At 69.4% G+C, this 24,901-nt stretch carries 8 protein-coding genes; 3 read left to right on the top strand and 5 right to left on the bottom strand.

Annotated elements, in window-relative coordinates; genetic code table 11:
* Positions 1–358 precede the first annotated feature (358 nt).
* Positions 359–1,507, top strand: coding sequence for an LLM class flavin-dependent oxidoreductase (locus tag ACFWF2_RS13195; RefSeq protein WP_379307724.1), 1,149 nt, complete (start codon positions 359–361; stop codon positions 1,505–1,507).
* A 30-nt stretch (positions 1,508–1,537) separates the two neighbouring features.
* Here the strand turns inward: ACFWF2_RS13195 and ACFWF2_RS13190 are convergent, their stop codons facing one another.
* The gene (locus ACFWF2_RS13190) at positions 1,538–2,767 is read right to left on the bottom strand and encodes a PucR family transcriptional regulator (RefSeq protein ID WP_379307671.1); all 1,230 of its coding nucleotides are present in this window, start codon (positions 2,765–2,767) and stop codon (positions 1,538–1,540) included.
* Positions 2,768–3,037: 270 nt separating this feature from the next.
* Here ACFWF2_RS13190 and ACFWF2_RS13185 point away from each other — a divergent pair, with 270 nt between their 5' ends.
* Positions 3,038–19,294 (top strand): amino acid adenylation domain-containing protein, encoded by a 16,257-nt coding sequence (locus ACFWF2_RS13185; protein ID WP_379307669.1) that lies wholly within the window; start codon positions 3,038–3,040, stop codon positions 19,292–19,294.
* A gap of 18 nt (positions 19,295–19,312) precedes the next feature.
* On the opposite strand, the gene fdxA is transcribed toward ACFWF2_RS13185, so the two are convergent.
* Complete coding sequence (fdxA, locus tag ACFWF2_RS13180; RefSeq protein ID WP_379307667.1) at positions 19,313–19,648, bottom strand: ferredoxin; 336 nt, start codon at positions 19,646–19,648, stop codon at positions 19,313–19,315.
* Positions 19,649–19,771: 123 nt separating this feature from the next.
* On the bottom strand, positions 19,772–20,839 hold the full coding sequence (locus ACFWF2_RS13175; protein WP_379307665.1) for an NAD(P)/FAD-dependent oxidoreductase: 1,068 nt from the start codon (positions 20,837–20,839) through the stop codon (positions 19,772–19,774).
* Between the two features lie 178 nt (positions 20,840–21,017).
* Here ACFWF2_RS13175 and ACFWF2_RS13170 point away from each other — a divergent pair, with 178 nt between their 5' ends.
* The gene (locus ACFWF2_RS13170; protein ID WP_379307663.1) at positions 21,018–23,165 is read left to right on the top strand and encodes a molybdopterin oxidoreductase family protein; all 2,148 of its coding nucleotides are present in this window, start codon (positions 21,018–21,020) and stop codon (positions 23,163–23,165) included.
* A gap of 21 nt (positions 23,166–23,186) precedes the next feature.
* Here ACFWF2_RS13170 and ACFWF2_RS13165 read toward each other — a convergent pair whose 3' ends face one another.
* Together ACFWF2_RS13165 and ACFWF2_RS13160 are read right to left on the bottom strand one after the other, a co-directional pair.
* Entirely contained in the window at positions 23,187–24,218 is a 1,032-nt protein-coding gene (locus ACFWF2_RS13165; RefSeq protein ID WP_379307661.1) for a fused (3R)-hydroxyacyl-ACP dehydratase subunits HadA/HadB, read from the bottom strand.
* Positions 24,219–24,364: 146 nt separating this feature from the next.
* Complete coding sequence (locus ACFWF2_RS13160; protein ID WP_379307659.1) at positions 24,365–24,838, bottom strand: winged helix-turn-helix transcriptional regulator; 474 nt, start codon at positions 24,836–24,838, stop codon at positions 24,365–24,367.
* Positions 24,839–24,901: the final 63 nt, after the last annotated feature.

Raw genomic sequence — 24,901 nt, 5'->3', positions numbered from 1 at the left:
ATTCCTCGGATTCGGCGCAATTCGTGTGCATTCCGGGCCCCAGATCGGCCGATTCGAACATTCATCATGAGCGGTCGTCAATTGACTCGGCGTCGAAAATCGCTCAATTCGTCGTCACATCGCCGAAGCGCCTGCGTCAGCGGAGAACGAACGGTCGCGCGCGCACGCAACACGGTCGTGGACGCTCCGGCGCCGACGCGACAGTGATTGGCGCACACTGCAATACGGCATGCACTGCAAAAACATCCGAAAACCTCACCTGACCGCTTTCGTTCAAACGCCGATAATGCACATTATGTCAAGTAACGGTCGGATATGCCTCTACCCCAGCAGGTCGACTTCGTCGCACAATGAATGCATGACTCATGGGTTTCGTACAGGTTTGGCGGACCCTGGAATGGTGCCGCGCTTCCTCCCCGACTTTCTGCTGCGGAATAGTCAGATGCTCGCGATTGCCGCGGGTTGCGACTCGCTGTGGATGCCGGATCATCTGATCGCGGCCTTTCCCGCTTCGATCTGGCAGCCGAAGTATGTCGGCGGTGCACGGCTCGCGGACAAGGCGAACGCCTTTTACGAGCCGTGGACGGTGCTCGGCTACCTCGCTGCTCGCAATCGTCTCGCCCGCAAGCGGCTCGGTGTCGCGGTCACCGACGCCGGCCGTCGGAATCCGGCGGTGACCGCGCAGGCGGCGGCATCACTGCACCTGTTGAGCCGTGGGCGCGCGATTCTCGGGATCGGTCCGGGTGAGCGCGAGGGAAACGAGCCGTACGGGGTGGACTGGTCGAAGCCGGTGGCCCGGTTCGTGGAAGCGGTGGCCACGATCCGCTGCCTGTGGGATTCCGGCGGCGAACCGGTCAGCCGGGACTCGGAGTACTTCCCTCTCCATGATGCGGTCTTCGACGTTCCGCCGTACAAGGGCACCCGGCCCGAGATCTGGATCGGTGCGCACGGGCCTCGGATGCTGCGGGTCACCGGACAGTACGGCGACGCCTGGTGCCCCGCGTTTCCGCAGCTGCCGAAGGAATACGCGGAGAAGCTCGATCTCGTGCGGAGCGCCGCGTCGGATGCAGGCCGTGACCCGTCGGCGATCCTTCCGGCTGCCTACTTCTGGATGCTGGTCGGCCGCAGTCCGGCCGAAGTCGACGAGTTGATGGGAGCCGTGGTGCCGCGAGCGATGTCTCTGGTCGCGCCGGCCGGTATGTGGCGGCGGCATGGCGTCGAGCATCCACTCGGCCCGACGTTCAGTGGTCTCCAGGACATACTCCCCCAGACCATCGACGAAGAAACCGCGCTCGCCTACGCGAAGCTGGTGCCGCCGTCGCTGGTACGCGAGGTCTTCGTCGTCGGCACGCCCGCCGAGATCCTGGAGCAGATGGCCGAGCGCCGCGATCACGGTGTGCGGTACGCCGTGGCCATGAATTTGAGTCCCATGCATCCGAGCTTGCGGACGGGCCTGGGTGCGTCGGTTCCCTTCCTGCAGGTCATGCGCGGGCTTCGTCGGCTGTGAGTCTGTGCGGCGGGCACAAACCGCGCGGACTCAGATCGGTGCGGTGAGCACGTGGCGGTACCAGCGGCACACCCCGAGGGCGAAGCGGAGCTCGAAGTTGTCTGTGTCCACAGCGATTCCGTACCGGCCGGTGAGTTGCTGGATGCGGTATTGGACGGTGTTGCGGTGGACCTGGAGTACCCGGGCGGTGCGTGAGTAACTGCCGCTTTCGGCGAGAAACACTTCCAGGGTGTGGCGCAGTAGTTCGGTCTTGGCGTTGTCGACCGCGAGCGGTCCGAGGACGCGGTGGACGAGATCGGCGAGTTCCTCCGGCTCATCGGCCAGGAGCGCGAAGGGCGCGACCGCGTCGAAATCGATGACGGCGGGTGCGGACTGCCCGGCGGCCACGGCCAGTGCCTTCGCCCGCGCCGCGCTGCGGGCCGTGCGCCGGAATCCCGGTACTCCCCCGCCGACGGATCCGAAGGCGACGCGCACGGGCAGGCCGGAGGCCTTGATCTGGTCGGTGAGCCGGTCGAGCGAGAACTCCTCGGCGGGAACCCACACCCGCATGTCGCGGTCGCCGGTGGTCGCGACCATGTCGGTGCCGCCGCCGGGGAGGGTCGCGGCGATCAGCTGGCGTGTCAGCTCGAGCGCGCGCGCGGCGTCCGCGCCGGCGGCGCCCGCCTGCGTCCATACCTCGGCCGCCAGGTGCTGTCGGTCGAGGCGGTAGCCCAGCGCTGCTTCGGCGGCGGGGAGGTCGATGTCGTCGCCGTCGAGGAGCCGGGTGATCCACTGCTGGCGGGCCGCTTGGCGGCTGCTGAGCCAGCGATCGCGTTCGGTCTCGTAGATTCGGCCCATCGAGGAGTTGAGGCGGTCCAGGTAGGTGCCCGCGAATCGGAGCAGCTCCGCGATCCGGGCGGCCTGGTCGGTGCTCGGCACGGCGAGGATCAGTCCGATGGCCGCGTCCAGCATCCGGTATTGCCCCAGCCCGTAGGCGCGCAGGAGCACGGTCAGCGGTACGCCGCGCCGGGCGAGGCGCTGGGCGTAGGCCGCGGCGCCCGCGGGTGGGGCGACGGTGGCCGGATCGATATTGTTGGCCAGGACGTACTGCACGAGGGCGATGTTCTCGGCGATGCTGGCGGCGCGCATCTCGGCGAGGTCGAAGGCGATGTCGGTGACCGGGATCATCTGCTCGGTCACCCGGATGAGGTCGTCGGTGATCGATACGGTCTGTGGACCCAGCGCCTGACCGACCCACACCAGTGATCCGTATGTCGCCACGGGTGGCGCTCCGTCCGTTGAACAAAAACTGTCGACGATATTGTGCCATGTGCACAAATTTCAGCGGCAGAGTGCGCTCGACGTCGGTGCGCGCACCGATTGTGTGGTCGTGACAGCGTGACGTGTGGTGTCATGGTCGCCGAACGCCCCGATATCGACTCCTTCTTGCTTGTTCGACACTGGTCCACCACCCGGTAGGCCCAGAATCCGACAGGGTTCGTGGGTCATCGCAGAGATGTGGGCCGGACGTGTGAAGGATGTTGTACCCGGATGGTTGAAGTGCGTCGTGCATCGCGAGGTCGGGGCAACCGCAAGTCGAGTACTCCCCTCTTCTCGCAGCTGCTGACCGCTGCCGTGGACACCGCGGCCGACGCCATCGCGATCACCTCCTCCCCTGACGGCGGTGCGCGGCGCGAGCTCACCTATACCGAGCTCGACGAGTCCTCGTCGCGGCTGGCCAGGGATTTGCTGGACCGCGGGGTCGGTCCGGGCGATGTCGTCGCGCTGGGTTTCACCCGTTCGATCGAGTCGGTGCTGGCGGTATGGGCGGTGGCCAAGACCGGCGCCGCCTATGTTCCGGTCGACCCGGCGCTGCCCGCGGACCGGATCGCCTACCTGGTCGCCGACTCCGGCGCGGTGCTCGGTCTCACCTGCTCGGCGCACCGGCAGGCGATGGGCGACGGGATCGAGTGGGTCGAGATCGATGCCGCGCCGCATCGTGATCGGATCGCGGCGCGTCCCGCGCACCCGATCTCCTATGTCGACCGGGTGCGTCCGTTGACCGATCAGCATCCGGCCTACGTCATCTACACGTCGGGGTCGACCGGTCGCCCCAAGGGCGTGGTCGTCACCCACACCGGTTTGGGTGCCTTGGTCGCGGCGGCGCGGGAGCGCTATTCGGTCGACGCGGACGCCAGGGTGCTGCATGTGTGCTCGCCGAACTTCGATGTCTCGGTGCTCGAGCTGCTGCTGACATTCAATTCCGGCGCCACGCTGGTGGTCTCTCCCCCGACGGTGTTCGGTGGTTCCGATCTGGCCGTGCTGTTGCGCCGGGAACGGGTGACCCATGTGCTGATCACCCCGGCGGCGCTGGAGTCCGTCGATGCGCACGGGCTGGATGCGTTGCGGGTCGTTGTCGTCGCTGGTGACGCGTTCGGCCCTGCTCTCGTGGATCGGTGGGCGGTCGGTGGCCGGGCCTTCTTCAACGGGTACGGACCGACCGAGACCACCATCCTGGCGACCGGCAGCGCCGAGTTGCTGCCGGGACAGCCCATCACGATCGGTGCGGCCTTCGCCGGAGTCGGTGCGATGGTGCTGGATTCGCGGTTGCGGCCGGTTCCCGCCGGCGTCGCGGGTGAGTTGTATCTGTCGGGTCCCGCACTTGCCCAGAGTTATCTGGGCAGGCCGGGGCTCACCGCGGATCGGTTCGTCGCGGCGCCGTTCGCGGGTGCGGCGGGGTCACGGATGTACCGGACCGGTGACCTCGTTCGCCGCACGCCGGGCGGTGAGCTCGAGTACCTCGGCCGTTCCGATTTCCAGGTGAAGATCCGCGGGTTCCGTATCGAACTCGGCGAGATCGATACGGCGCTGACCGTGCATCCGGACCTCGAATACGCCGTCACCATGGGAGTGACAGCGGACTCCGGTGCGACGGTGCTGGTGTCGTATGTGCTGCCCCGCCAGGGTGTTTCGGTCGATACCGAGGAGGTGGCCCGTTTCGTCGGGACGTCTCTGCCCGGTCATATGGTGCCCACCGTCATCGTGGTGCTGGACGAGATCCCGCTGACGCCCAACGGAAAGCTCGATCGCGCCGCGCTGCCCGCACCGGTGTTCGGTGCGGTCGGGTCGCGGGCCCCGGAGGGTCCGGTCGAGACCCGGATCGCGGAGTTGTTCGCCCAGGTGCTGGGTGTGGAGCAGATCGGTGCCGAGGATTCGTTCTTCGCGTCGGGCGGGGACAGCATTCTGTCCATCCAGCTGGTGACGCGGGCGCGGGCGGCGGGTATCTCGTTCACTCCGCAGGATGTGTTCGCGCAGCGGACCGTCGCCGGGCTGGCGCGGGTGGCGGTGCTGGGTGGTGAGCAGGCGCCCGCGCTGCCGGAGTTGCCGGGTGGTGGTGTGGGTGAGATTCCGCTGACCCCCGTCCTGGCTGCCTCGCTGGCGGGCGGGCGGATTTTCGGCCGGTTCAGTCAGCAGATGGTGCTGGCCTTGCCTGTCGGCATCGACCGGGACGGCGTGCTGAGCACCCTTGCCGCGGTGGTCGATCATCACGACATGTTGCGTGCTCGTCTGCGGGAGCTCGATAGGCGCTGGCTGCTGGAGACGCTGCCGCCGGGCGCTGTGGACGTGAACGGGCTGCTCACCCGCACCGATATCCCGGCGGGCCGGACCGAAGATGAGCTCGCCGATATCGCCGCGGCCGCGATGGATTCCGCGCTCGCCGCGCTGGACCCGCTGGACTCCCGGATGATCGCCTTCGGGTGGCTGTCGCGGGAGGACGGTCAGGACGGGTTGATCGTCGCGGCGAATCACGCGGTGATCGACGGTGTTTCCTGGCGAATCCTGTTGTCGGACTTGGTCGCCGCGTGGGCGCAGTATTCGGCCGGGCAGCCGATCGTGTTGCCTGCGGTGGGGACCTCGTTGCGCCGATGGGCGCACGCGCTGTCCGACGCGGCGGCGGGTCGCCGCGACGAGCTCGACCATTGGCAGCGCACTCTGGCGGTTCCCGATCCGCTGCTCGGTGACCGGCCGCTGGATGCTGCCGTCGATACCGCGCCCACCGTGCGGACTTTCAGCGTCACGGTGCCTGCCGATGTCACGCAGGCGGTGCTGACGGAGTTGCCGACGCTGTATCGCGCGGGCGCCGAGGACGGGTTGCTGGCCGCGCTGGCGCTGGCGGTGCGTCTGTGGCGGGCCCGCCGTGGGGTCGATGCGCCGGCGACGCGGGTCCGTCTGGAAGGTCATGGCCGTGAGACCTCGGTGGTCGACGGCGCGGATCTGACGCGGACGGTCGGCTGGTTCACCAGCATGTATCCGGTCGCTCTCGATCTGAGCGGGATCGATGCCGAGGCCGCGTGGCGCGGTGGCGAGGCTACCGCCGCGGTGGTCAAGGCGGTCAAGGAGCAGCTGCTGGCGGTGCCGCACAAGGGCATCGGCTTCGGCATGCTGCGGCATCTGGACAGCGAGTCCGCGGCCGCGCTGGGTGGCGCGCTCGGCCAGGTCGGCTTCAATTACCTGGGTCGTGTGTCGGCAGGCGAGGTGGCGGAGACGTTCGCCGATGCCGGGTGGCTGCCCACCGCCGACTGGGGCGAGCCCGCGGCGGAGCAGGATCCCGCGCTGCCCGCGGCCGCCGTGGTCGACATCAACGCACTGGCCACCGGCACCGACACCGGTGTGGAGTTGCGGGCGTCGTTCTCCTACGCGTCGGGGATCATCGACGAGGCGTCGGTGCGGGAGCTGGCCGACTGCTGGACGGCGGCGCTGACGGTGCTGGCCGATCATCTGTGTGATCCGGCGGCCGGTGGCCTGTCCCCCGCCGATGTTCCGCTGGTGCGGGTCACCCAGGCGGAACTGGACATCTGGCAGCGTGAACGTCCCGGGTTGAGTGATGTGTTGCCGTTGGCGCCGTTGCAGCTCGGATTGTTGTTCCTGGCGCAGGTTTCGCCTGCGGATCCGTATCTGGTCCAGTTGGCTGTCGAGCTGGCGGGCGCGGTGGATATCGATCGCTTGCGGCGGGCGGCGCAGGCCGTTCTCGACCGGCACGCGATCCTGCGCACGTCGTTCGGTTCCGCGGCGACGGGTACGCCGGTCGGTTTCGTCGCCGAGGGTGTGACGGTTCCGTGGCGGATCGTCGACACCGTCGAGGCCGACGCCGAGGCATTCCTGGCGGCGGACACGCGGATCGGCTTCGACCTGTCGTCGGCGCCTCTGCTCCGGTTCACCGTGTATCGCCGCGCCGACGGCGGCATGCATCTGGTGCTGACCGCCCACCATCTGCTGGTCGACGGATGGTCGATGCCGTTGCTGATGCGGGAACTGCTGATCTGCTACGCGACCGACGGCGGGCCTGCGGTGCTGCCGCGGGTCCGGCCCTACCGCGACTATCTCGCGTGGCTGGACGGTCAGGATCGTTCCGCCGCGTTGGCGGGTTGGTGCGAGGCCTTGTCCGGGCACGAGCCCACTGTGCTGACGGCCGCGGTCGCGCCGCCCGCCGAGCACGCAACCGGTTACGGGATGTCCACTCTGGAGCTGTCATCGGCCGAGGCCGAGGTTCTGACGGCGTGCGCGGCGGCCGGCGATGTCACGGTCAACACGCTGTTCCAGGCGGCGTGGGGGCTCGTGCTGGCCGGGGCGGTCGGTCGCGATGACGTGCTGTTCGGCGCTGTGGTGTCGGGACGGCCGCCGCAGCTCGACGGAATCGACGGCATGGTCGGCCTTTTCGCGAACACCGTCCCGGTGCGTGTCCGGTTCGACGGTGACGCATCGCTGCGCGTACTGCTGTCGCGGTTGCAGTCCGAGCAGGTCGCGCTGCTCGACGGTCACCATCTGGGGCTGACCGATATCCAGCGGGCCGCGGGTGCGGGTGAGCTGTTCGACACGCTGATGGCGTACGAGTCGTACCCGGTTGATACCGAGGGGATGCGGCGTGCGCACGGGGCGATCGACGGGTTGGAGATCGTCGACGTCCAGGCCGCCAATGCCACGCACTATCCGGTGGCGGTCGGGGTCGAGGTGGGCGACGGAATCCGGGTCGGCCTGCAGTATCGGCTCGACACGATCGGCGACGATATCGCGCGAGCGTTGGCTCAGCGATTACGCGTGATCCTCGATGCGATCGTCGAGACACCGGACCGAACCGTCGCAGAGCTCCTCGACACCCTGGCCCAGCGCGATGACCCGCTCGCGCGGACCGCGTACTGGCGTGCCGTGCTCGCGGACCTGCCCGCGGAATTGAACCTTCCGGCAGACCGTCCGCGTCCCGCCTTGCCGGTGAAGGCCGACGAGCGTGTCGGTTTCGCGATGTCGGCCGTTCTGCACCGGCGGCTGGGTGAGGTCGCCGATGCGCATGACACCACGGTGTTCTCCGTCGTCCATGCGGCCTTCGCGGTCCTGCTCGCGCGGCTGTCCGGCAGCCAGGACATCGCGATCGGCACCCCGTGCCCGCAGGTGCCGGATGCGCGGACGGTGGTGCTCCGACTACCGGTGCCGGGCGGCGCGCGCTTCGACGAATTGCTCTCCGACGCCACCGAGGTCGCCTGGCAAGCCTTCGCTCGACCGGGGCTGTCGTCGGCGGAACTGACGGCCATGAGCGCACCGGACGTGCGGGTCATGATGGTGCCCGAGGCGCGGCCGGTGCCGGCGCAATCCGATCTCGTGCTGAGCTGGCACACGAACCCGGAGGGCGGTCTCGACGCCGAGTTCGCCTTCGCCGGTGCACTGTTCGACCGGAACACCGTATCGATTTTCGCCGACCGGCTACTGCGTGTGCTGATGGCCGTGACGGCGCAGCCACACACGGTGGTCGGTGAGCTCACGATGCTCAGCGCTGGCGAGTTCGCGGCCCTGACCGCGCGACCCGCCTGCCCTGAACCTGCTGAATTGTTCCCTGACCTGATGTCGCGTGGTGTCGGGCTGGGCCGGGATCGGATCGCGATCCGGCACCGCGGCCGCTCGATCACCTATGGCGAACTGGACGCACAGACATCGCGGCTGGCGCGCGAGCTGATCGCCCGTGGTGTCGGACCGGAAGTCGCTGTCGCCGTTGCCCTACCGAGATCTTCGGACATGGTTGTCACCGCGCTGGCGATCGCGAAGGCCGGTGGCATCCACGTGCCGATGGACCCCGGCTATCCCGCGCAGCGTCTCGGGCATCTGGTCGCCGATTCGGGAGCCGCGTTCGGCATCACCGCGACCGAACATGTGGACCGTCTGCCTGATGGCGTGGAGTGGCTGAGGCTCGACGACCCCGCAGTCGAACTGGCCTGTGCCGCGCACGCCGCCACACCTGTCACCGATGCGGACCGTCTCGCGCCGCTGCGGGTGCAGCACCCCGCCTATGTCATCTACACCTCGGGCTCCACGGGTCTGCCCAAGGGTGTCACGGTGACCCACTCAGGGTTGGGCGATCTCGTGGACGAGGCGGTCCGCCGCTACGAGCTCACGCCGGATCACCGTTTCCTGCACATCTGCTCGCCTTGCTTCGACCCGTCGGTGCTCGAGTGGCTGTGCGCGTTCGCCACCGGGGCGACGCTGGTTGTCGTGCCCGCCGAGATCGTCGGTGGCGTCGAACTCGCCGAGATCCTGGCCGGCGAGTCCGTCACACACGCGATCATCACCCCCGCCGTGCTCGGCACGCTGGACCCGGCCGGACTGGACCAGCTCGAGCTCGTGTCGGTCGGCGGTGACGTGACCACGCCCGAGCTGCTGGCGAAATGGCAGCCGGGTCGCCGCTACCTCAACGGCTACGGCCCCACCGAGACCACGATCATCTCCTCCTACGCCGAACTCGTTGCCGGACATCGCATCACGATCGGCGCTCCGGTGCAGTCGACCTCGGCGATGGTGCTGGACGCCCGGTTGAACCCGGTCGCGCCGGGCGTCATCGGCGAGCTGTATCTGGCCCGGAACGCGCTGGCCCGCGGCTACCGAAACCAGCCTGGGATGACCGCGTCCCGATTCGTCGCCGACCCCTGGGGCGTCCCAGGGGCGCGGATGTATCGCACGGGTGATCTGGTGCGCCTGCGCAATGGTGAGCTCGACTACCTGGGTCGCGCCGACACCCAGCTCAAAGTGCGCGGGTTCCGCATCGAGCCGGGCGAGGTCGATGCCGTGCTCGCCGGCCACGCGGACGTCGAATCCGCGGTGACGGTGGGCCGGACGACGGCATCCGGGTCGACGACCCTGGTGTCCTATGTCCTTGCCGCGCAGGACCGTACGGCCGATCCGGCCACGCTCACCGAGTACGCCACGCACTGCCTGCCTGCCCACCTGGTGCCCTCGGCGATCGTGGTCCTCGACGCGATGCCGCTGACCTCCAACGGCAAGCTCGACCGCAAGGCACTACCGGAACCCGTCGCCGTGACCGCGGCGGCCCGGGAACCGCTGGGGGAACTGGAGACGCGCCTGGCGGACCTGTTCGCCCGTGTACTCGGCGTGCCGTCGGTCGGCGTCCACGATTCGTTCTTCGCGATCGGTGGCGACAGCATTCTGTCGATCCAGCTGGTCTCGCTCGCCAGGGCGGCGGGCATCGTCTTCACGACGCGGGAGGTGTTCGAGCACCGCACCGTGGCGAAACTGGCCGAGATCGCCGCGCTCGACAGTCCTTCCGCGCCGATTCTGGCGGAGCTGGCGGGCGGTGGCGTCGGCGAGGTCGCGGTGACGCCGGTGCTGGCCGAGTTCCTGACCGGCGGATCCAGTGACCGGTTCGCTCAGACCATGGTCCTGGCGCTGCCCGATGACATCGATCGAGCAGGTCTGGTCGCCACCATTGCCGCGGTGCTGCGTCACCACGACATGCTGCGTTCTCGCCTGCGACACGATGGCGACCGGTGGCAGCTCGAGGTGTTGCCTGCCGACGCCGTCGACGCGAACTCGCTGGTTTCCGAACTCGACGCGGCCGACGCGAACGGCACTGAGCTGACCCGGATCGGCAGCGCCGCAATGGATTCCGCGCTGTCGTCGCTCGATCCCGCGGACGCGCGGATGATCGCCTTCACCTGGGTGCGCAGGCACGGCGCACGCGATGTGCTCGCGGTGGCCGCCCACCACTACGTCATCGACGGCGTGTCCTGGCGGATCCTGCTCCCCGACCTGGTCGTCGCCTGGGCGCACTACGCTGCGGGACAGGAGATCTCGCTGCCGCCCGTCGGCACCTCGTTCCGCCGCTGGTCGCACGGTCTGGCGGCGGCGGACCGCACCGCCGAACTCGGCTACTGGCGACAGGTCATCTCCACCCCGGACCCACTGCTCGGCGAACGCGCGCTGGACCGCTTGCTCGACACCGAGTCGACCATGCGGTCGATCACGGTGCAGGTACCGGTCGAGGTCACCGAATCGCTGCTCACGACACTGCCCGCCCAGTACCGGGCGGGCGCCGACCACGCCCTGCTCGCCGCCCTGGCCCTCGCCGTGCGCGACTGGCGTTCTCGGCGCGGCGTCGACGCCGACACCCTCCGTATCCGGCTCGAAGGGCACGGGCGCGCGGAAGACACGGTCCCCGGCGCCGATCTGACGCGCACCGTCGGCTGGTTCACCAGCGTCTACCCCGTCGTCGTCGACCTGTCCGGCGTCGCCGCCACCGACGACGGGCTCGCTGCGACAGTGCGGACGGTCAAGGAACAGCTGCTGGCGGTGCCCGACAACGGCATCGGTTTCGGCCTCCTGCGCCACAATCCCGATACCCGGAGCCGACTAGTCGGCGATATCGGCCAGATCGGCTTCAACTACCTGGGCCGCGCGACCACGGCCACCCAGCCCTCGGGCGACGCCGCCTGGCTGCCCACGGCCGAGCTCGGCGATATCGAGGTCGATTACGACCCCACCCTGCCCGCGAGCGCGGTCCTCGACATCAACGCCATCGCCGTCAACACCGAGTCCGGTCTGCGACTACAGGCGAGCTTCCGCTACGCCACCGGCATTCTCGACGAGCCCGCGGTACGGGAACTGGCCGACGAGTGGACGCACCGCCTCGCGGCACTCGCCGAGCACACCCGGCACCCGGACGCAGGCGGGCTCACCCCCTCCGACGTTCCGCTGGTGCGGGTATCGCAGTCCGACCTCGACATCTGGCGCCGCAGCCACCCGGGACTGGTGGACGTGCTACCGCTGTCCCCGCTGCAGCACTCCCTGCTGGCCCTGGGCGAACTGCTCGACGAGTCGGTGCACGCCTACGTCATCCAGCTCGTCGCCGACCTGACCGGCGAGCTGGACATCGACCGGCTGCGCCGCGCGGCCAGGACCGTCCTGGCCCGGCACGCCAACCTGCGCTCCGCGTTCGTCACCGCGCCCGACGGGACACCGGTGCAGCTGGTGGCCGACTCGATCGAGGCGCCGTTGCGGATCGTCGGCGATGTCGCCGACACCGATCTGCCCGCCCTGCTGGCCGCCGACCAGCACGCGGGTTTCGATCCGGCGATCGCGCCCCTGCTGCGATTCACGGTGTACGCCACCGGTTCCGGGCGTAACCATCTCGTCCTGACCGGGCATCACATCCTGCTCGACGGCTGGTCCATGCCGTTGCTGATGAAGGAACTGCTCGTCCTGTACGCGACGAACGGCGACGCGGCGGTGCTGCCGCCGGTGCGGCCCTACCGCGACTACCTCGAATGGCTGACCCGCCAGGACCGTGCGGCCGCGGAACGCGCGTGGTCCGAGGTGCTGGCCGGGGTGCGCCCGACCGTGCTCGCGCCGGAACTGACGTGGCCGCCCGCCTCCGGTGACGGTTTCGGTCTGTGCGAGTTCGAGCTCGACACCGACCGGACCGGCGAGCTCACCGCGTTCGCCGCCGCCGCCGAGGTGACGCCGAATACCGTCTTCCAGACGGCGTGGGGTCTGGTCGTCGCCGCGAGCACCGGCAGCGACGATGTCGTGTTCGGCGCCACCGTGTCCGGCCGGCCACCGCATCTCGACGGTGTCGGCGACATGATCGGCCTGTTCGTCGACGCGGTCCCGGTGCGGGTCCGCATCGATGCCACCGGCACGGTCGGTGAGCTGATCCGCGCGGTGCAGGCCGAGCAGGCGTCGCTGCTGGATCATCACCATCTCGGGCTCGGCGCGATCCAGCGGGTCGCGGGGCTCGGTGAATTGTTCGACACCATGCTCGCTTTCGAGTCCTTCCCCGTCGACGTCGACGGTCTCCGGCAGGCGGGCGCCGCACTCGACGACCTGAGCGTCGACGACCTGCGCGGCGCCGACCACACCCACTACCCGATCACGATCCTGGTGTTCCTGGGCGCCCGCACCCAGGTGCAGATCAAGTACCGCCGCGATCTCGTCGCCGATGCCACCGCGCAGGCCGTCACCGACCGGCTCCGCACGGTCATCGACGACCTGATCGCCACACCGGACACCACCGTGACGGCCATCGCGCACCGGCTGCGCTCCGCCGCGACCGACCCGATCACCCGATCGAGGTACTGGCGGCGGACACTGGCCAACCTGCCCGGCAGGCTCGCGCTGCCCATGGATCGGCACCGCGAGGACAAGCAGCCCGACGGGCGCGGCCGGGTACAGCTGCCGATCCCGTCCTCGGTGCACCGTGACCTGCGCTTGCTCACCGCGTCCTCCGGTGTGACCTGGTCGGCACTGGTGCGTACGACGCTGGCCGTGCTGCTCGCGCGGCTGACCGGAACCGGTGACATCGTGATCGGCGGGACGACGCCCAGCGGCTCCGACTTGGTGCTGCGTACCCAGGTGGACCCGGCCACCCGATTCGTCGACCTGCTTGCCCCGGCTCACCGCGCCGAGTCAGAGGGCCTGGCCTATGCCGGAATCTCCCTCGCCGACCTGGTTATCCTGCTCGGTGCCGAGCAGGGGTCGCTGGGACAGGTGTCTTTCGTCGTCGGCGACCTGCCGACCGATGACGCCGACCTCGTCGTGGCAGTGCTCGACGGCGACGCAGGCATGTCCGTCGAGATTTCCTTCGCGCGAACACTCTTCGACGATCACGCGGCCGGCACCTTCGGTCAGCGACTCGTCCGCCTGCTGAACGCGGCCGCACGGCGGCCCGAGACACCGGTCGGTGATCTGCCGCTGTCGAACCAGACAGAATCGGCGTTCCTGACCCGGATCGGTGACGGCGCGACACCGCCCGCGACCGGCACCCTGCCCGAACTCCTGGTCCGCGGCACCGGTTACGGACAGCACCGCATCGCGGTGCGCGACAACGGGCGAACCGTCACCTACGGCGAGCTCGACGAGGCGTCTTCCCGCTTGGCGCGTGTCCTGGTCGCCGACGGTGTCGGCCCGGAAACCGTGGTCGCGTCGGCGATTCCCCGCAGCTACGAGTCGATCCTGGCGTTCTGGGCCGTCGCGAAAGCGGGCGGGGTGTACCTGCCGGTCGACCCGAACTATCCCGCCGACCGGGTCCGGCACATGCTCGACGACTCCGGTGCGACGGTGGGCATCACCGTGGCCGCCCGCGAGCACGGCCTCGCCGGATCGGTGCGCTGGCTGGTCCTCGACGACCCGGCCGTGCGTTCGCGCGTCGACGCCAAAGCGTCGACCCCGGTGCGCAACCGGGACCGCCGAGCGTCACTGCGCCGCGACCACGCGGCGTACGTGATCTACACCTCCGGTTCCACCGGTGTGCCCAAGGGTGTCTCGGTCACCCACGCCGGACTCGGCGCGCTGATCGCGCACTCGGCGAACCTGATGGGGCTGCGGCACGACCACCGCATGCTGCATGTGTGCTCGCCCAGCTTCGACCAGTCGATCGAGGAGATCGGCACCGCCTTCCACCGCGGTGCCACCCTGGTCATCGCCCCGCCCGACACCGTCGGCGGCGCCGAACTGGACGACCTGCTGCGCACCGAACGGGTGACCCACACGATCATCACCCCCGCGCTGCTTGGCACCCTCGACCCGGCAGGCCTGCCGGACCTGGTGTGTGTCTCCGCGGGCGGCGAGGCCACCACCGCCGAACTGCTCGCGACCTGGCAGCCCGGCCGCTACTTCCTCAACGGCTACGGCCCGACCGAGGCGACCATCGGCGCGACCTACGCGACGCTGCGTGCCGGACAACGTATTTCGATCGGCCGCCCCGTGCCGGGGATGCGGGCCGTCGTCCTGGACAGCCGCTTGCATCCGGTACCCGTCGGCGCCACCGGTGAGCTGTATCTGGCGGGTCCCGCCCTCGCGCGCGGGTATCGCGGGCGCAGTGCCGCGACCGCGGACCGGTTCGTCGCCGATCCGTGGGGTGCACCGGGCGAGCGCATGTACCGTACCGGCGATCAGGTCCGGTGGGTGCGTGGCGCCGGGACGGGCTCCTATGAACTGGAGTACCTCGGGCGGACCGATTTCCAGGTCAAGATCCGGGGTTTCCGGATCGAGCCGGGTGAAATCGACGCTGTTCTCTCGCGGCACCCGCAGGTCGGTTTCGCGGTCACCGTCGGTGCGCAGAACCCGGCCGGTGACACCGTGCTGGTGTCGTATGTGACCGGCCGCGACATCGATCCCGGTGCGGTGACGCGGTGGTCGTCGTCGATGCTGCCCGCGCACATGGTCCCGGCGGCAGTGGTCGTGCTGGACCGGATCCCGCTGTCCTCGGCAGGCAAACTCGACCGCAAAGCCCTCCCCGCACCGGTCTTCGCGGCCCGCCCCTACCGGGCGCCGTCGACCGAGCTGGAACGGACGGTCGCCGAGGTCTTCGCCGAGGTGCTCGGCGCCGAACGTGTCGGCGCCGACGACAACTTCTTCGACCGGGGCGGCAATTCACTGCTGGCCACCCGGTTGACCGCGCGGCTCGGCGCCGCCGTCGACCTCAGGGTGCCGGTGCGTGTGTTGTTCGCGGCTCCCACGGTCGCCGAGTGCGCCAGGGAAATCGCCCGCCTGACCCGCACGGCCCGTCGCCCCGCCCTGCGGGCGCAGTCGCGACCGGAGCGGCTCCCGCTCTCGCCCGCCCAGCAGCGCATGTGGTTCCTGAACCGGTTCGACACCCGCACCGCCGCCTACAACATTCCCGTCGTGCTGCGACTGACCGGCGCGCTCGACACCGCCGCGCTACAGCAAGCATTCACCGATGTCGTCGCGCGACACGAGATCCTGCGCACGGTGTATCCGGTCGTCGATCACACACCGGTGCAGGTCGTCCTGCCACCGGATCACCCCGACGTGCCCCGCTTGCAAGCAGGCACGGCCGAGGACGTGGACACAGCAGTCGCGCACTTGGTTTCGACGGTCTTCGATGTCACCGGCGAGGTGCCGTTGCGAGCCACCCTGTTCGAGCTCGCACCGCAGGACTTCGTCCTGGCCATGACGGTCCACCACATCGCCGGTGACGGCTTCTCCGGCGGACCGCTCACCCGTGATCTGGTGACGGCCTACAGCGCCCGCGTACAGGGCACGGCACCCGCCTGGGAACCGCTGGCCCTGCAGTACGCCGACTACGCGGTGTGGCAGCAGGCGCTACTCGGCGACGAAGCCGATCCCGCCTCGATGTCCGCGAGCCAGATCGCCTACTGGCAGCAGGCACTCGCGGGTCTGCCCGATCAGCTCGAGCTCCCCCTGGACCGGCCGCGACCGCCGATCCAGTCCTACGCGGGCGGCCGGGTGCCACTGACCATCGACGCCGCCACCCACGCCGCCCTCGTCGAGCTGGCCCGGGTGCACGGGGCGACCCTGTTCATGGCCGTGCACACCGCGCTGGCGGTCGTCCTCGCCGGACTGTCGGGCACCACCGATATCGCCATCGGCACGCCCGTCGCCGGACGTGGTGAGGCCGAACTCGACGATCTGATCGGCATGTTCGTCAACACGCTGGTCTTCCGCACCCAGGTCGACGGCGACGCGAGCTTCGCCGAGCTGCTGACCCGCCAGCGCGAGATCGACCTGCAGGCGTTCGCCCATGCCGACGTCCCGTTCGAGCGCCTGGTGGAGGTGCTCAATCCGGCCCGCTCCACCGCCAGGCACCCCCTGTTCCAGGTCGGCCTGTCGTTCCAGAATCTGGCCGAGGTGCGGATGGACCTGCCCGGCATCAGCGTCTCGTCGGTGGAACTGGACCGCGAGCTCTCGCAGTTCGATCTGCACCTGATCCTGGCCGACCGCTACGACACCGACGGCTCCCCGGCCGGGATCAGCGGCTACTGCACCTTCGCCACCGACCTGTTCGACGCCGCCACCGTCCGTGGCTTCCTCGACCGGCTCACCCGGTTCGTCGATGCCGTCCTGGCCGCCCCCGGCGCCCCCGTCCACACGATCGGTCTGCTCGCCCCTGCCGAACGCGCCCGGATCCTCGACACCTGGAATCGCACTGCGCGACAGACGAATCCGGACGAGACCCTCGCGTCGCTACTGTCCGCCACCGTGGCTTCCACGCCGGATGCGGTCGCGCTCGTGGCAGACGGTGCACGCTGGACCTACGCCGAACTCGACGCCCGCGTGAACCGCCTGGCGCGGTACCTCGTCACGGCGGGTGTGGGACCGGAGTCCCGGGTGGCGCTGGCCATGCGGCGATCGGTCGATCTGGTCGTCGCGATGTACGCGGTCAGCACCGCGGGCGGCGCCTACGTGCCGATCGACCCCGCGCAACCGGCGGCACGCTCGCAGTACACCCTCGACACCGCGGCACCGGTGCTCGTCCTCACCAACGCCGACACCGGGTTCATGGCAGCCGGTACACCGGTCCTGTCCGTCGAGCAGATCGAACTGTCGCACCACAGCGACGCCCCGCTCACCGACCTCGACCGCCTCGCGCCGCTACGCCCGGCGAACACGGCCTATGTCATCTTCACCTCGGGATCGACCGGCCGCCCGAAGGGCGTGGCGGTGTCCCACAGCGCGATCGTGAACCAGTTGCGCTGGAAGACCAAGGAATTCGGGCTCACCGCGACCGATGCCGTGCTGCTGAAGACGGCCGCGACCTTCGACCTGTCGGTGTGGGAATTCTGGTCGGCGGCGGTGTGCGGTGGACGCCTGGTGATCGCCGCGCCCGAGGGCCATCGGGATCCGGCCTACCTCGCCGAGCTGATGCGGCGAGAGAACGTGACCACCCTGCACGCCGTGCCCTCGATGCTCGACGCCCTGCTGACCGTGGCGCTGCCGACCTCGCTGCGCCGCGTGCTGGCCATCGGCGAAACACTGCCGGTGGCGCTGGCCCGCCGGTTCGAGGCCGCGACGCCGGGCACCGCACTGTTCAACGTGTACGGGCCGACCGAGGCGGCCGTCTCGATCACCAGCCATCGGGTCCGCACCGCGGACACCGGCGAGATCCCGATCGGCAAGCCGGTCTGGAACAGTCAGGTCTACGTACTCGATTCGCGGCTGCGACCGGTGCCCGCGGGCGTGCCGGGTGAGCTGTACCTCGCCGGCACCCAGCTGGCCTCCGGGTACCTGGGCCGACCCGACCTCACGGCAGAACGCTTCGTGGCCAACCCCTTCCGTGCGGGCGCACGCCTGTATCGCACGGGTGACCTGGCGGCGTGGAATGCCGACGGGGAACTCGAGTACCGCGGGCGCACCGACTTCCAGCTGAAGATCCGTGGGTTCCGGATCGAACTCGGGGAGATCGACGCGGTTCTCGCCGGACACCACGATGTCGGTTTCGCCGTCACCGTGGGCAGGGAGAACCAGGCGGGCGCCACGGTGCTGGTGTCCTATGTGGTCGCCGCACAGGGCCGGGAGCTCGTCGTCGACGACCTCGTCGACTGGGTGGCTCAGGCCTTGCCCTCGCACATGGTGCCTGCCACGATCATGGTCCTCGACCAGGTCCCGCTCACCCATGTCGGCAAGCTCGACCGCGCCGCCCTGCCCGCGCCCGACCTCGCCACCCGTACCTTCCGCGAGCCCGAGACCGCGATCGAGCGGACCGTCTGCGACATGTTCGCCGACGTCCTGCACCTGGATCGTGTCGGCTTGGACGACCACTTCTTCGAACTCGGCGGCACCTCACTCAGCGCCACCCGCCTGGCCGCGCAGCTGAGCGAGGCGGTCGCCGCGACGATCCCGGTCACCTGGGTCTTCACCACACCGACACCGGCGGGCATCGTCGCGGCGCTGCGCGCGGGCGGTGCCGAAGGCGCGGGCACCGACGCGGCATTCGACGTCCTGCTGCCGTTGCGCACCGCCGGAACGCGCGAACCGCTGTTCTGCATCCACCCCATCGGCGGTGTCGCGTGGTCGTTCAGCGGGCTCGCGGCCCATCTCGACCCGGATCGCCCGCTCTACGGTCTGCAGTCACCGGCATTGAGTTCGGCAGAGCCACTGCCGGATTCGATCGAGGAATGGGCCAAGCTCTACGTCAAGCAGATCCGTGAAGTCCAGGCCGAGGGGCCGTACCACCTGCTCGGCTGGTCCCTCGGCGGGGTGATCGCCCACGCCATGGCGGTGCAACTGCAGGACGAGGGCGAACAGGTTGCCGTGCTGGCCATGCTGGACAGCAGGCTGACCGTCGCGTCGACCGGTGTCGCGACCACGGTCACCGCGGCCGATCTGCTCGGCGGGTTCGCCGGCGACCGCGCCGCCGACCGGGACATCGACGCCTCGCTCGATCTGCGCCAGTTCGCCAGGGAGCTGTATGAGCAGTCCGCACCGCAGGTGTCCCTGGACGCGGCACGTCTCGAACGGATCGTGGACGCGGCGATCGCCTCGGTCGCCCTCGACGCCGCCTACCGGCCCCGCCCGTTCGACGGCGACATCACCTATTTCACTGCGGCCCAAGATGATCCGACGGGAACATCGGGCGCCTCGTCCTGGTCCGCGGCCGTCACGGGATCGGTCGACAATCACCGCGTCGACGCGACCCACTGGCGGATGACCGACGATCAGGCCCTGCGCACCATCGCCGACGCCCTGCGGGAGAGGTTCGCTGAGCGATAGACACGCCGTAGCGGGCGTTCACGGCTGGAACGCCCGCACGTACGGCGTGTCGACGCCGAGCTGTCCGATGCCCGTCGCGCCGCCCGGCTGGCCGAGCGCTGTCGCCCTGCCGGGCAGCGGGTCGGCGAAGAAGCGGGCGTTCTCGATGGCGAACTGCTCCTGGCCTTCGGGAATGTCGTCCTCGTAGTGGATCGCCTCGACCGGGCACACCGGTTCGCACGCACCGCAATCGATGCACTCGTCGGGCTGGATGTAGGCCATCCGATTGCCGACGAAGATGCAGTCGATCGGGCATTCCTCGATGCAGGCCCGATCCAGGACATCGACGCAGTCGGCACCGATCACGAACGTCACGCTGTTCTCCTCCACCATCGCCTGCCCGCTGCAACGGGATGTCACCGAGCCTGGTGGGTGTTCGCGCCGGCGGGTAGTGGGCAATCACCCACCACCCCATAACTTCTCGTTATGACCCGGTGTTCAGAGTCCGGTCGACGCGCCGAATTTCGCAGTGCGGGAGGCCAGTTCCTTCAGCACGGCCGCGGTACGGCCGCCGAGGTGGGCCTTGCGCAGCGTGTCGTCGGTGCGGGTGAACTGCAAGATCGCCGCGTGCCGGCCGAGGGTGACGGCGCGGCCGGTGTAGGGGCCCAGGGTGAACGGTTTCGGGTCGCGGCCCCTGCTCAGGCGAGCCAGGGCGTTGGCCGCGTACATGCCCTGGGGGCTGGCGGTGTAGCAGGACTGGCGGGCCCCGGGGACGGCGGCGCAGTCGCCGATCGCGAAGACCCGCTCGTCGTCGACGCTGCGCAGGTAGTCGTCGACGACGGCGCGGCCGCTGGGATCGACGCGCAGACCGCTGCGGGCGGCCAGGTCGGGGGTGCCGCCGATGATCGCCCAGAGAGTCAGGTCGGAGGTGAGTACCCGGCCCGATGCGAGATGGACGACGGTGCCCGTCGCGGACGCGTCGACCTCGGCCACGGTGTCGTCGATGATCTCGACACCCAGCTGCCGCAACAGCTCACGGATGCGCTCGTGCGCGGTGTGGGTGAACGATCCCGCCACGGTGGCGCCGATCAACCGCACCCGCAGATCGGGCCTGGTCTCGGCCACCTCGGCCGCCGTCTCGATACCGGTCGCGCCGCCGCCGACAACGGTGACGATGCCGCCCTCCTGCAGTGCGCTCAGTTCCAGACGGGCCTGCTCCGCGCCTTCCCAGATGCCGACCGGGACGGTGCCCGGCAGCGGGGACACCGTGCTGCCGACGGCCAGCACCGCGTAGTCGAAGCCGATGACCTGCCCGTCGGTGAGCGCCACGCTCCCGTCGCCCACCTTGTCGACGGTCCCGACCCGCCAGTCGATCCCGTCCCGCAGCACCGACCCCAACGGTGCCGCGACACCGCGGGTTCCGGCGACCTGCTGATGCAACCGCACCCGTTCGACGAACTCCGGTCGCTGGTTGAGCACCGTGATCTCGGTGGACTTCGCCCTCTTGGCGAGCCGGTTCGCTGCCATCGTGCCCGCGTACCCGGCGCCGACTACCACTACCTTCATTGTCCGACCTCCTCCTCGACCGACTCGTCGGACATAAGACGCCGCCGCACCGGATCCTGTGACAGGTGTGTCGCAGAACATGGACGGCCGAAGACGAAATCTCCGACCGTGGGCGGATCTGCGGGCGGGCGGGCCGGGATAGCGTGGGGCGAGCGGTTCGGCGAAAGGCGGGGAAACGGTGGACAGCAGGACGATTGCGCGGCAGTGCACACTGTGCGAGGCACACTGCGGGATTCTGGTGACGGTCGAGGGCGACCAGGTCGCACGCATCGAAGGCAATCCCGACGACGTGCTGTCCAAGGGCTACATCTGCCCGAAAGCCACCGCGATGGGCGGACTGCACCACGATCCCGACCGGTTGCGCACTCCGGTCCGCCGGGTCGGTGACACTTTCGAACCGATCGGCTGGGACGAGGCGTTCAGCGAGATCGGGCACCGGTTGCGGGCGGTGCGGTCGGCGCACGGCCCCAGCGCGATCGGGATGTACATGGGCAACCCCGCCGCGCACAGTTCCTCGGTGATCTACGGCGCCCTGCTGCGCGCGGCGCTGCTGACGCGCAACTTCTTCTCCGCCTCCTCGATCGACCAGTTCCCGCAGGAATTCGTCGCGTGGCGGATGTTCGGCGCCAACGTGCTCATGCCGGTGACCGATATCGACCGCACCGATCGGCTGGTGGTGCTCGGCGCCAACCCGGCCGTGTCCAACGGGTCGATCACCACCATGCCGGGGGCGAAGCTGCGCATCAAGGAGGTCAGGAAACGCGGCGGCACCGTCGTCGTGATCGACCCGCGGCGCACCGAAACCGCGCGATTGGCCGACGAGCACGTGGCGGTGCGGCCCGGCGGCGACGTCTACCTGCTGCTGGCGATGCTGCACGTGCTGGTCACCGAGGGACTGTGCGACGAGCGGGCGGTGCGCGCGCAATGCGCCGGCTGGGACCAGCTGGCCGAGCTGGTCGCGACGACATCACCGGAGCGGATGGCGGCCGACGCAGGCATCGACGCCGACACCATCCGGCGTCTGGCCCGCGACCACGCGGCGGCGCCCTCGGCGGTGCTCTACGCGCGGATCGGGGTGTGCCTGCAGGTCACGGGCACGCTCACACACTGGCTGGTGAACACGATCAACGCCGTCACCGGCAACCTCGACCGCGCGGGCGGCCAGATGTTCGCGACCCCGCCGGTCGACGCCCCCCGCTACGGCAAATACCTGCCGATGGGCTACGGGGCGTGGACCGACCGGTCCGGCACCCACAAGTCCTTCCGCAGCGAGTTGCCGGTGACGGTGCTGGCCGAGGACATCCTCGCCGAAGGATCGGACCGGATCAGGGCGATGATCACCTACGCGGGCAACCCGGTGCTGTCCACACCGCAGGGCGGGCGGCTCGACGCCGCACTGGCATCACTGGACTTCTACGTCGCCGTCGACATGTACATCACCGAGACCACCCGGCACGCCGACATCATCCTGCCGCCGATCTCACCGCTGGAGCGCGAAGAGATCAACCTGCTGTTCCCGGTGTTCAGCGTGCGCAACAACGCCCGATTCGACGCCGCCGTCTTCGAACCACCCGCCGACGGACTCGAGGACTGGCAGATCCTGGCGCGCCTGGTCACCGAACTGGTGCCGCTGCCCGCGCGGCGGCTCACCGGTCGCGCGCTGACCGGCTTCTTCGACCTGTTCAGCCCGATGCGCTTGACCGCCGCGGCCATCGCGGCAGGACCCTACGGTGTGCTGCGACGCGGCCGGAAAGGTCTGACGGCCAACAAGATTCGGGCCAGCGTCGGCGGTGTCGACCTGGGTCCGCTGGTGCCACGGTTGCGTGAGCTGATCGGGACCAAGGACCGCTTGGTGCAGCTCGCGCCACCGGAGTTCCTGGCCGCCGTGCGCGAGGTCATCGACGGCGCCGACACGGCGACCGCGCCCGGCTACGACCTGCAACTCATCGGCCGCCGCCACCTGCGCAGCAACAACTCGTGGCTGCACAACATCCCGTCGATGATGAAGGGACGCGACCGCTGCACCGTGCTCATGCACCCCGGCGACGCCACCGAACGCGGCCTCACCGACGGTGACCAGGTGACCGTCGAGTCCACGGTCGGTTCGATCGTCGTGCCGGTGGAGATCAGCGACGACATCCGCGCCGGCGTGGTCGCGATCCCACACGGCTGGGGTCATCACGAACCCGGTGTCGGCTGGACCGTGGCCGCCGCCCAGCCGGGCGCCAATGTCAACCTGCTGCACGATCCCGGCCGCACCGACCCGTTCTCCGGCGCGGCGGCGGTCAACAACACCTGGGTGCGGGTGAGCCCGGTCGCGGGGTGAACCGGGCCCACCGTCGCGAACTCAGCGGAAACGCAGGGTGGTGGTCGCCAGGCCGAAGATCTTGCGACCGCCGGACTTGGCGACGATCGCGATCACCGCGGTCCTGGTCTCGGGGTCGAGCGACTTCACCCGGCCGGTGTACTCGATCTCGCCACCCTGGCTGTCGACGATCGTGTAGTTCGACAGGCGCACGCCGTAGCGGGTGACCGCGCCCGGGTCGCCGGACCAGGTGGAGACGAAACCCGCGCCGAGTCCCATGGTGAGCATGCCGTGGGCGATCACGTCGGGCAGGCCGGCCAGGCGGGCGATGCTTTCGTCCCAGTGGATCGGGTTGCCGTCTCCGGAGACGCCCGCGTAGTTGACGAGGTCGCCGCGCGACAGGCGCGCGTCGCGGATCGGGAGTTCGGCACCGACGGTCAACTCGTCGAAGGACAGGGTCGTGCCCGGAACGCGCGCCACGCCGCCGGCCGAGAGCCGGATCTCGCCTTCCGGGCGCAGCGGTGTCTCGCCGGTGTGCTGCGCGTCGCCGTTGCCGAACACCTTGACGCCGTGCACCATCACGTTCTCGACGGCGGTCGTGATCTCGGGGTCGACGCCCTCGCCGGTGATCCCGACGACCGTGGTGTGCATGATGTGCACGGTCTCGCCGGCTTCGTCGGCGAAGGTGTTGGTGACGGTGATCAGATCCTTGCCCGCGATCCGGCGCACCGAGGACAGCTCGACATCGACGACGAGCCGGTCGCCCGCGACGATCGGCTTGTGCTGCTCGAAGACCTGCTCGGTCTGCACGAACATGTCGTAGCCGACCACCACCTGCTCGAACAGCGGGCGATTGGCGGCCATCGCCGGGATGGAGACGAACGTCAGCGGGGCGACCAGGCCCGGGTAGCCGAGAGCGGCCGCCGCGTCGTCCTCCCAGTGCGCGGGGTGGAAGTCCTGCACCGCGCGGGCGTATTCGCGGATTTTCTCGCGGCCGACCTCGTAGACGTCATCGACCCGGTAGTAGTGCCCTACCTTCGACGCGAGATCAGGGGCATCGACCACGGAAGTCACTTTTGGATCACCTTCGTTCGGGGAACGGACACCCGGCAGGCTAGCGGAATCACGGCCGCACCGCGCACACCTTGGCACACTTCACAGCCGCGTCTCGCGCGGTCCTCGCCCGATGCGCGGCCCGGCCGAATCGGACGAGCAGTTCGTCAGCGGGACGGGAGCAGCGAGATCTCGCCGGCACCGGGACCGTCGACCGGGGTCAGATCCCGGCCGAGGACGGGTTGCCCGCAGTGCGAGCACACCGGTTCGACGGTGGCGACGTGCCCGCAGCCGCGGTGCACGGCCACCACCGGGGCTCCGTTGGGTGCGGCCCATTCGTCGCCCCACTGCCGCATCGCTGTCACCACCTGCCACAGCGAACGGCCCTTGGTCGTGAGCCGGTAGTCGTAGCGGACCGGGTTGTCCTGGTAGGGCTCCTTGGTCATGATGCCGTGTTCGACCAGCCCGTCCAGGCGCTGGGTGAGGACATTGCGGGCGATGCCGAGGCGTTCGCGGAACTCGTCGAAGCGGGTTACCCCGAACAGCGCGTCGCGCACGATCAGCAGCGTCCACCATTCACCGACCACCTCCAGGCATTGGGCCAGGGAGCAGTTCATGTCCTCGAAGCTGGTGCGTCGCATACCCCGAGCATAGTCGGTTGCATGAAAGAACTCACCCGTCTATCTTGAGTTGCATGATGAAAC

Source organism: Nocardia sp. NPDC060259 (genome assembly GCF_042728775.1).
Classification (GTDB): Bacteria; Actinomycetota; Actinomycetes; order Mycobacteriales; family Mycobacteriaceae; genus Nocardia.
Note: the sequence above shows the minus strand (reverse complement) of the source record. Positions and strands in the feature narration are given on the sequence as shown.

Coding starts and splice junctions, on each gene's coding strand:
- ACFWF2_RS13195 (WP_379307724.1), top strand. CDS start 359: ATGACTCATGGGTTTCGTACAGGTTTGGCGGACCCTGGAATGGTGCCG.
- ACFWF2_RS13185 (WP_379307669.1), top strand. CDS start 3,038: ATGGTTGAAGTGCGTCGTGCATCGCGAGGTCGGGGCAACCGCAAGTCG.
- ACFWF2_RS13175 (WP_379307665.1), bottom strand. CDS start 20,839: ATGAAGGTAGTGGTAGTCGGCGCCGGGTACGCGGGCACGATGGCAGCG.
- ACFWF2_RS13160 (WP_379307659.1), bottom strand. CDS start 24,838: ATGCGACGCACCAGCTTCGAGGACATGAACTGCTCCCTGGCCCAATGC.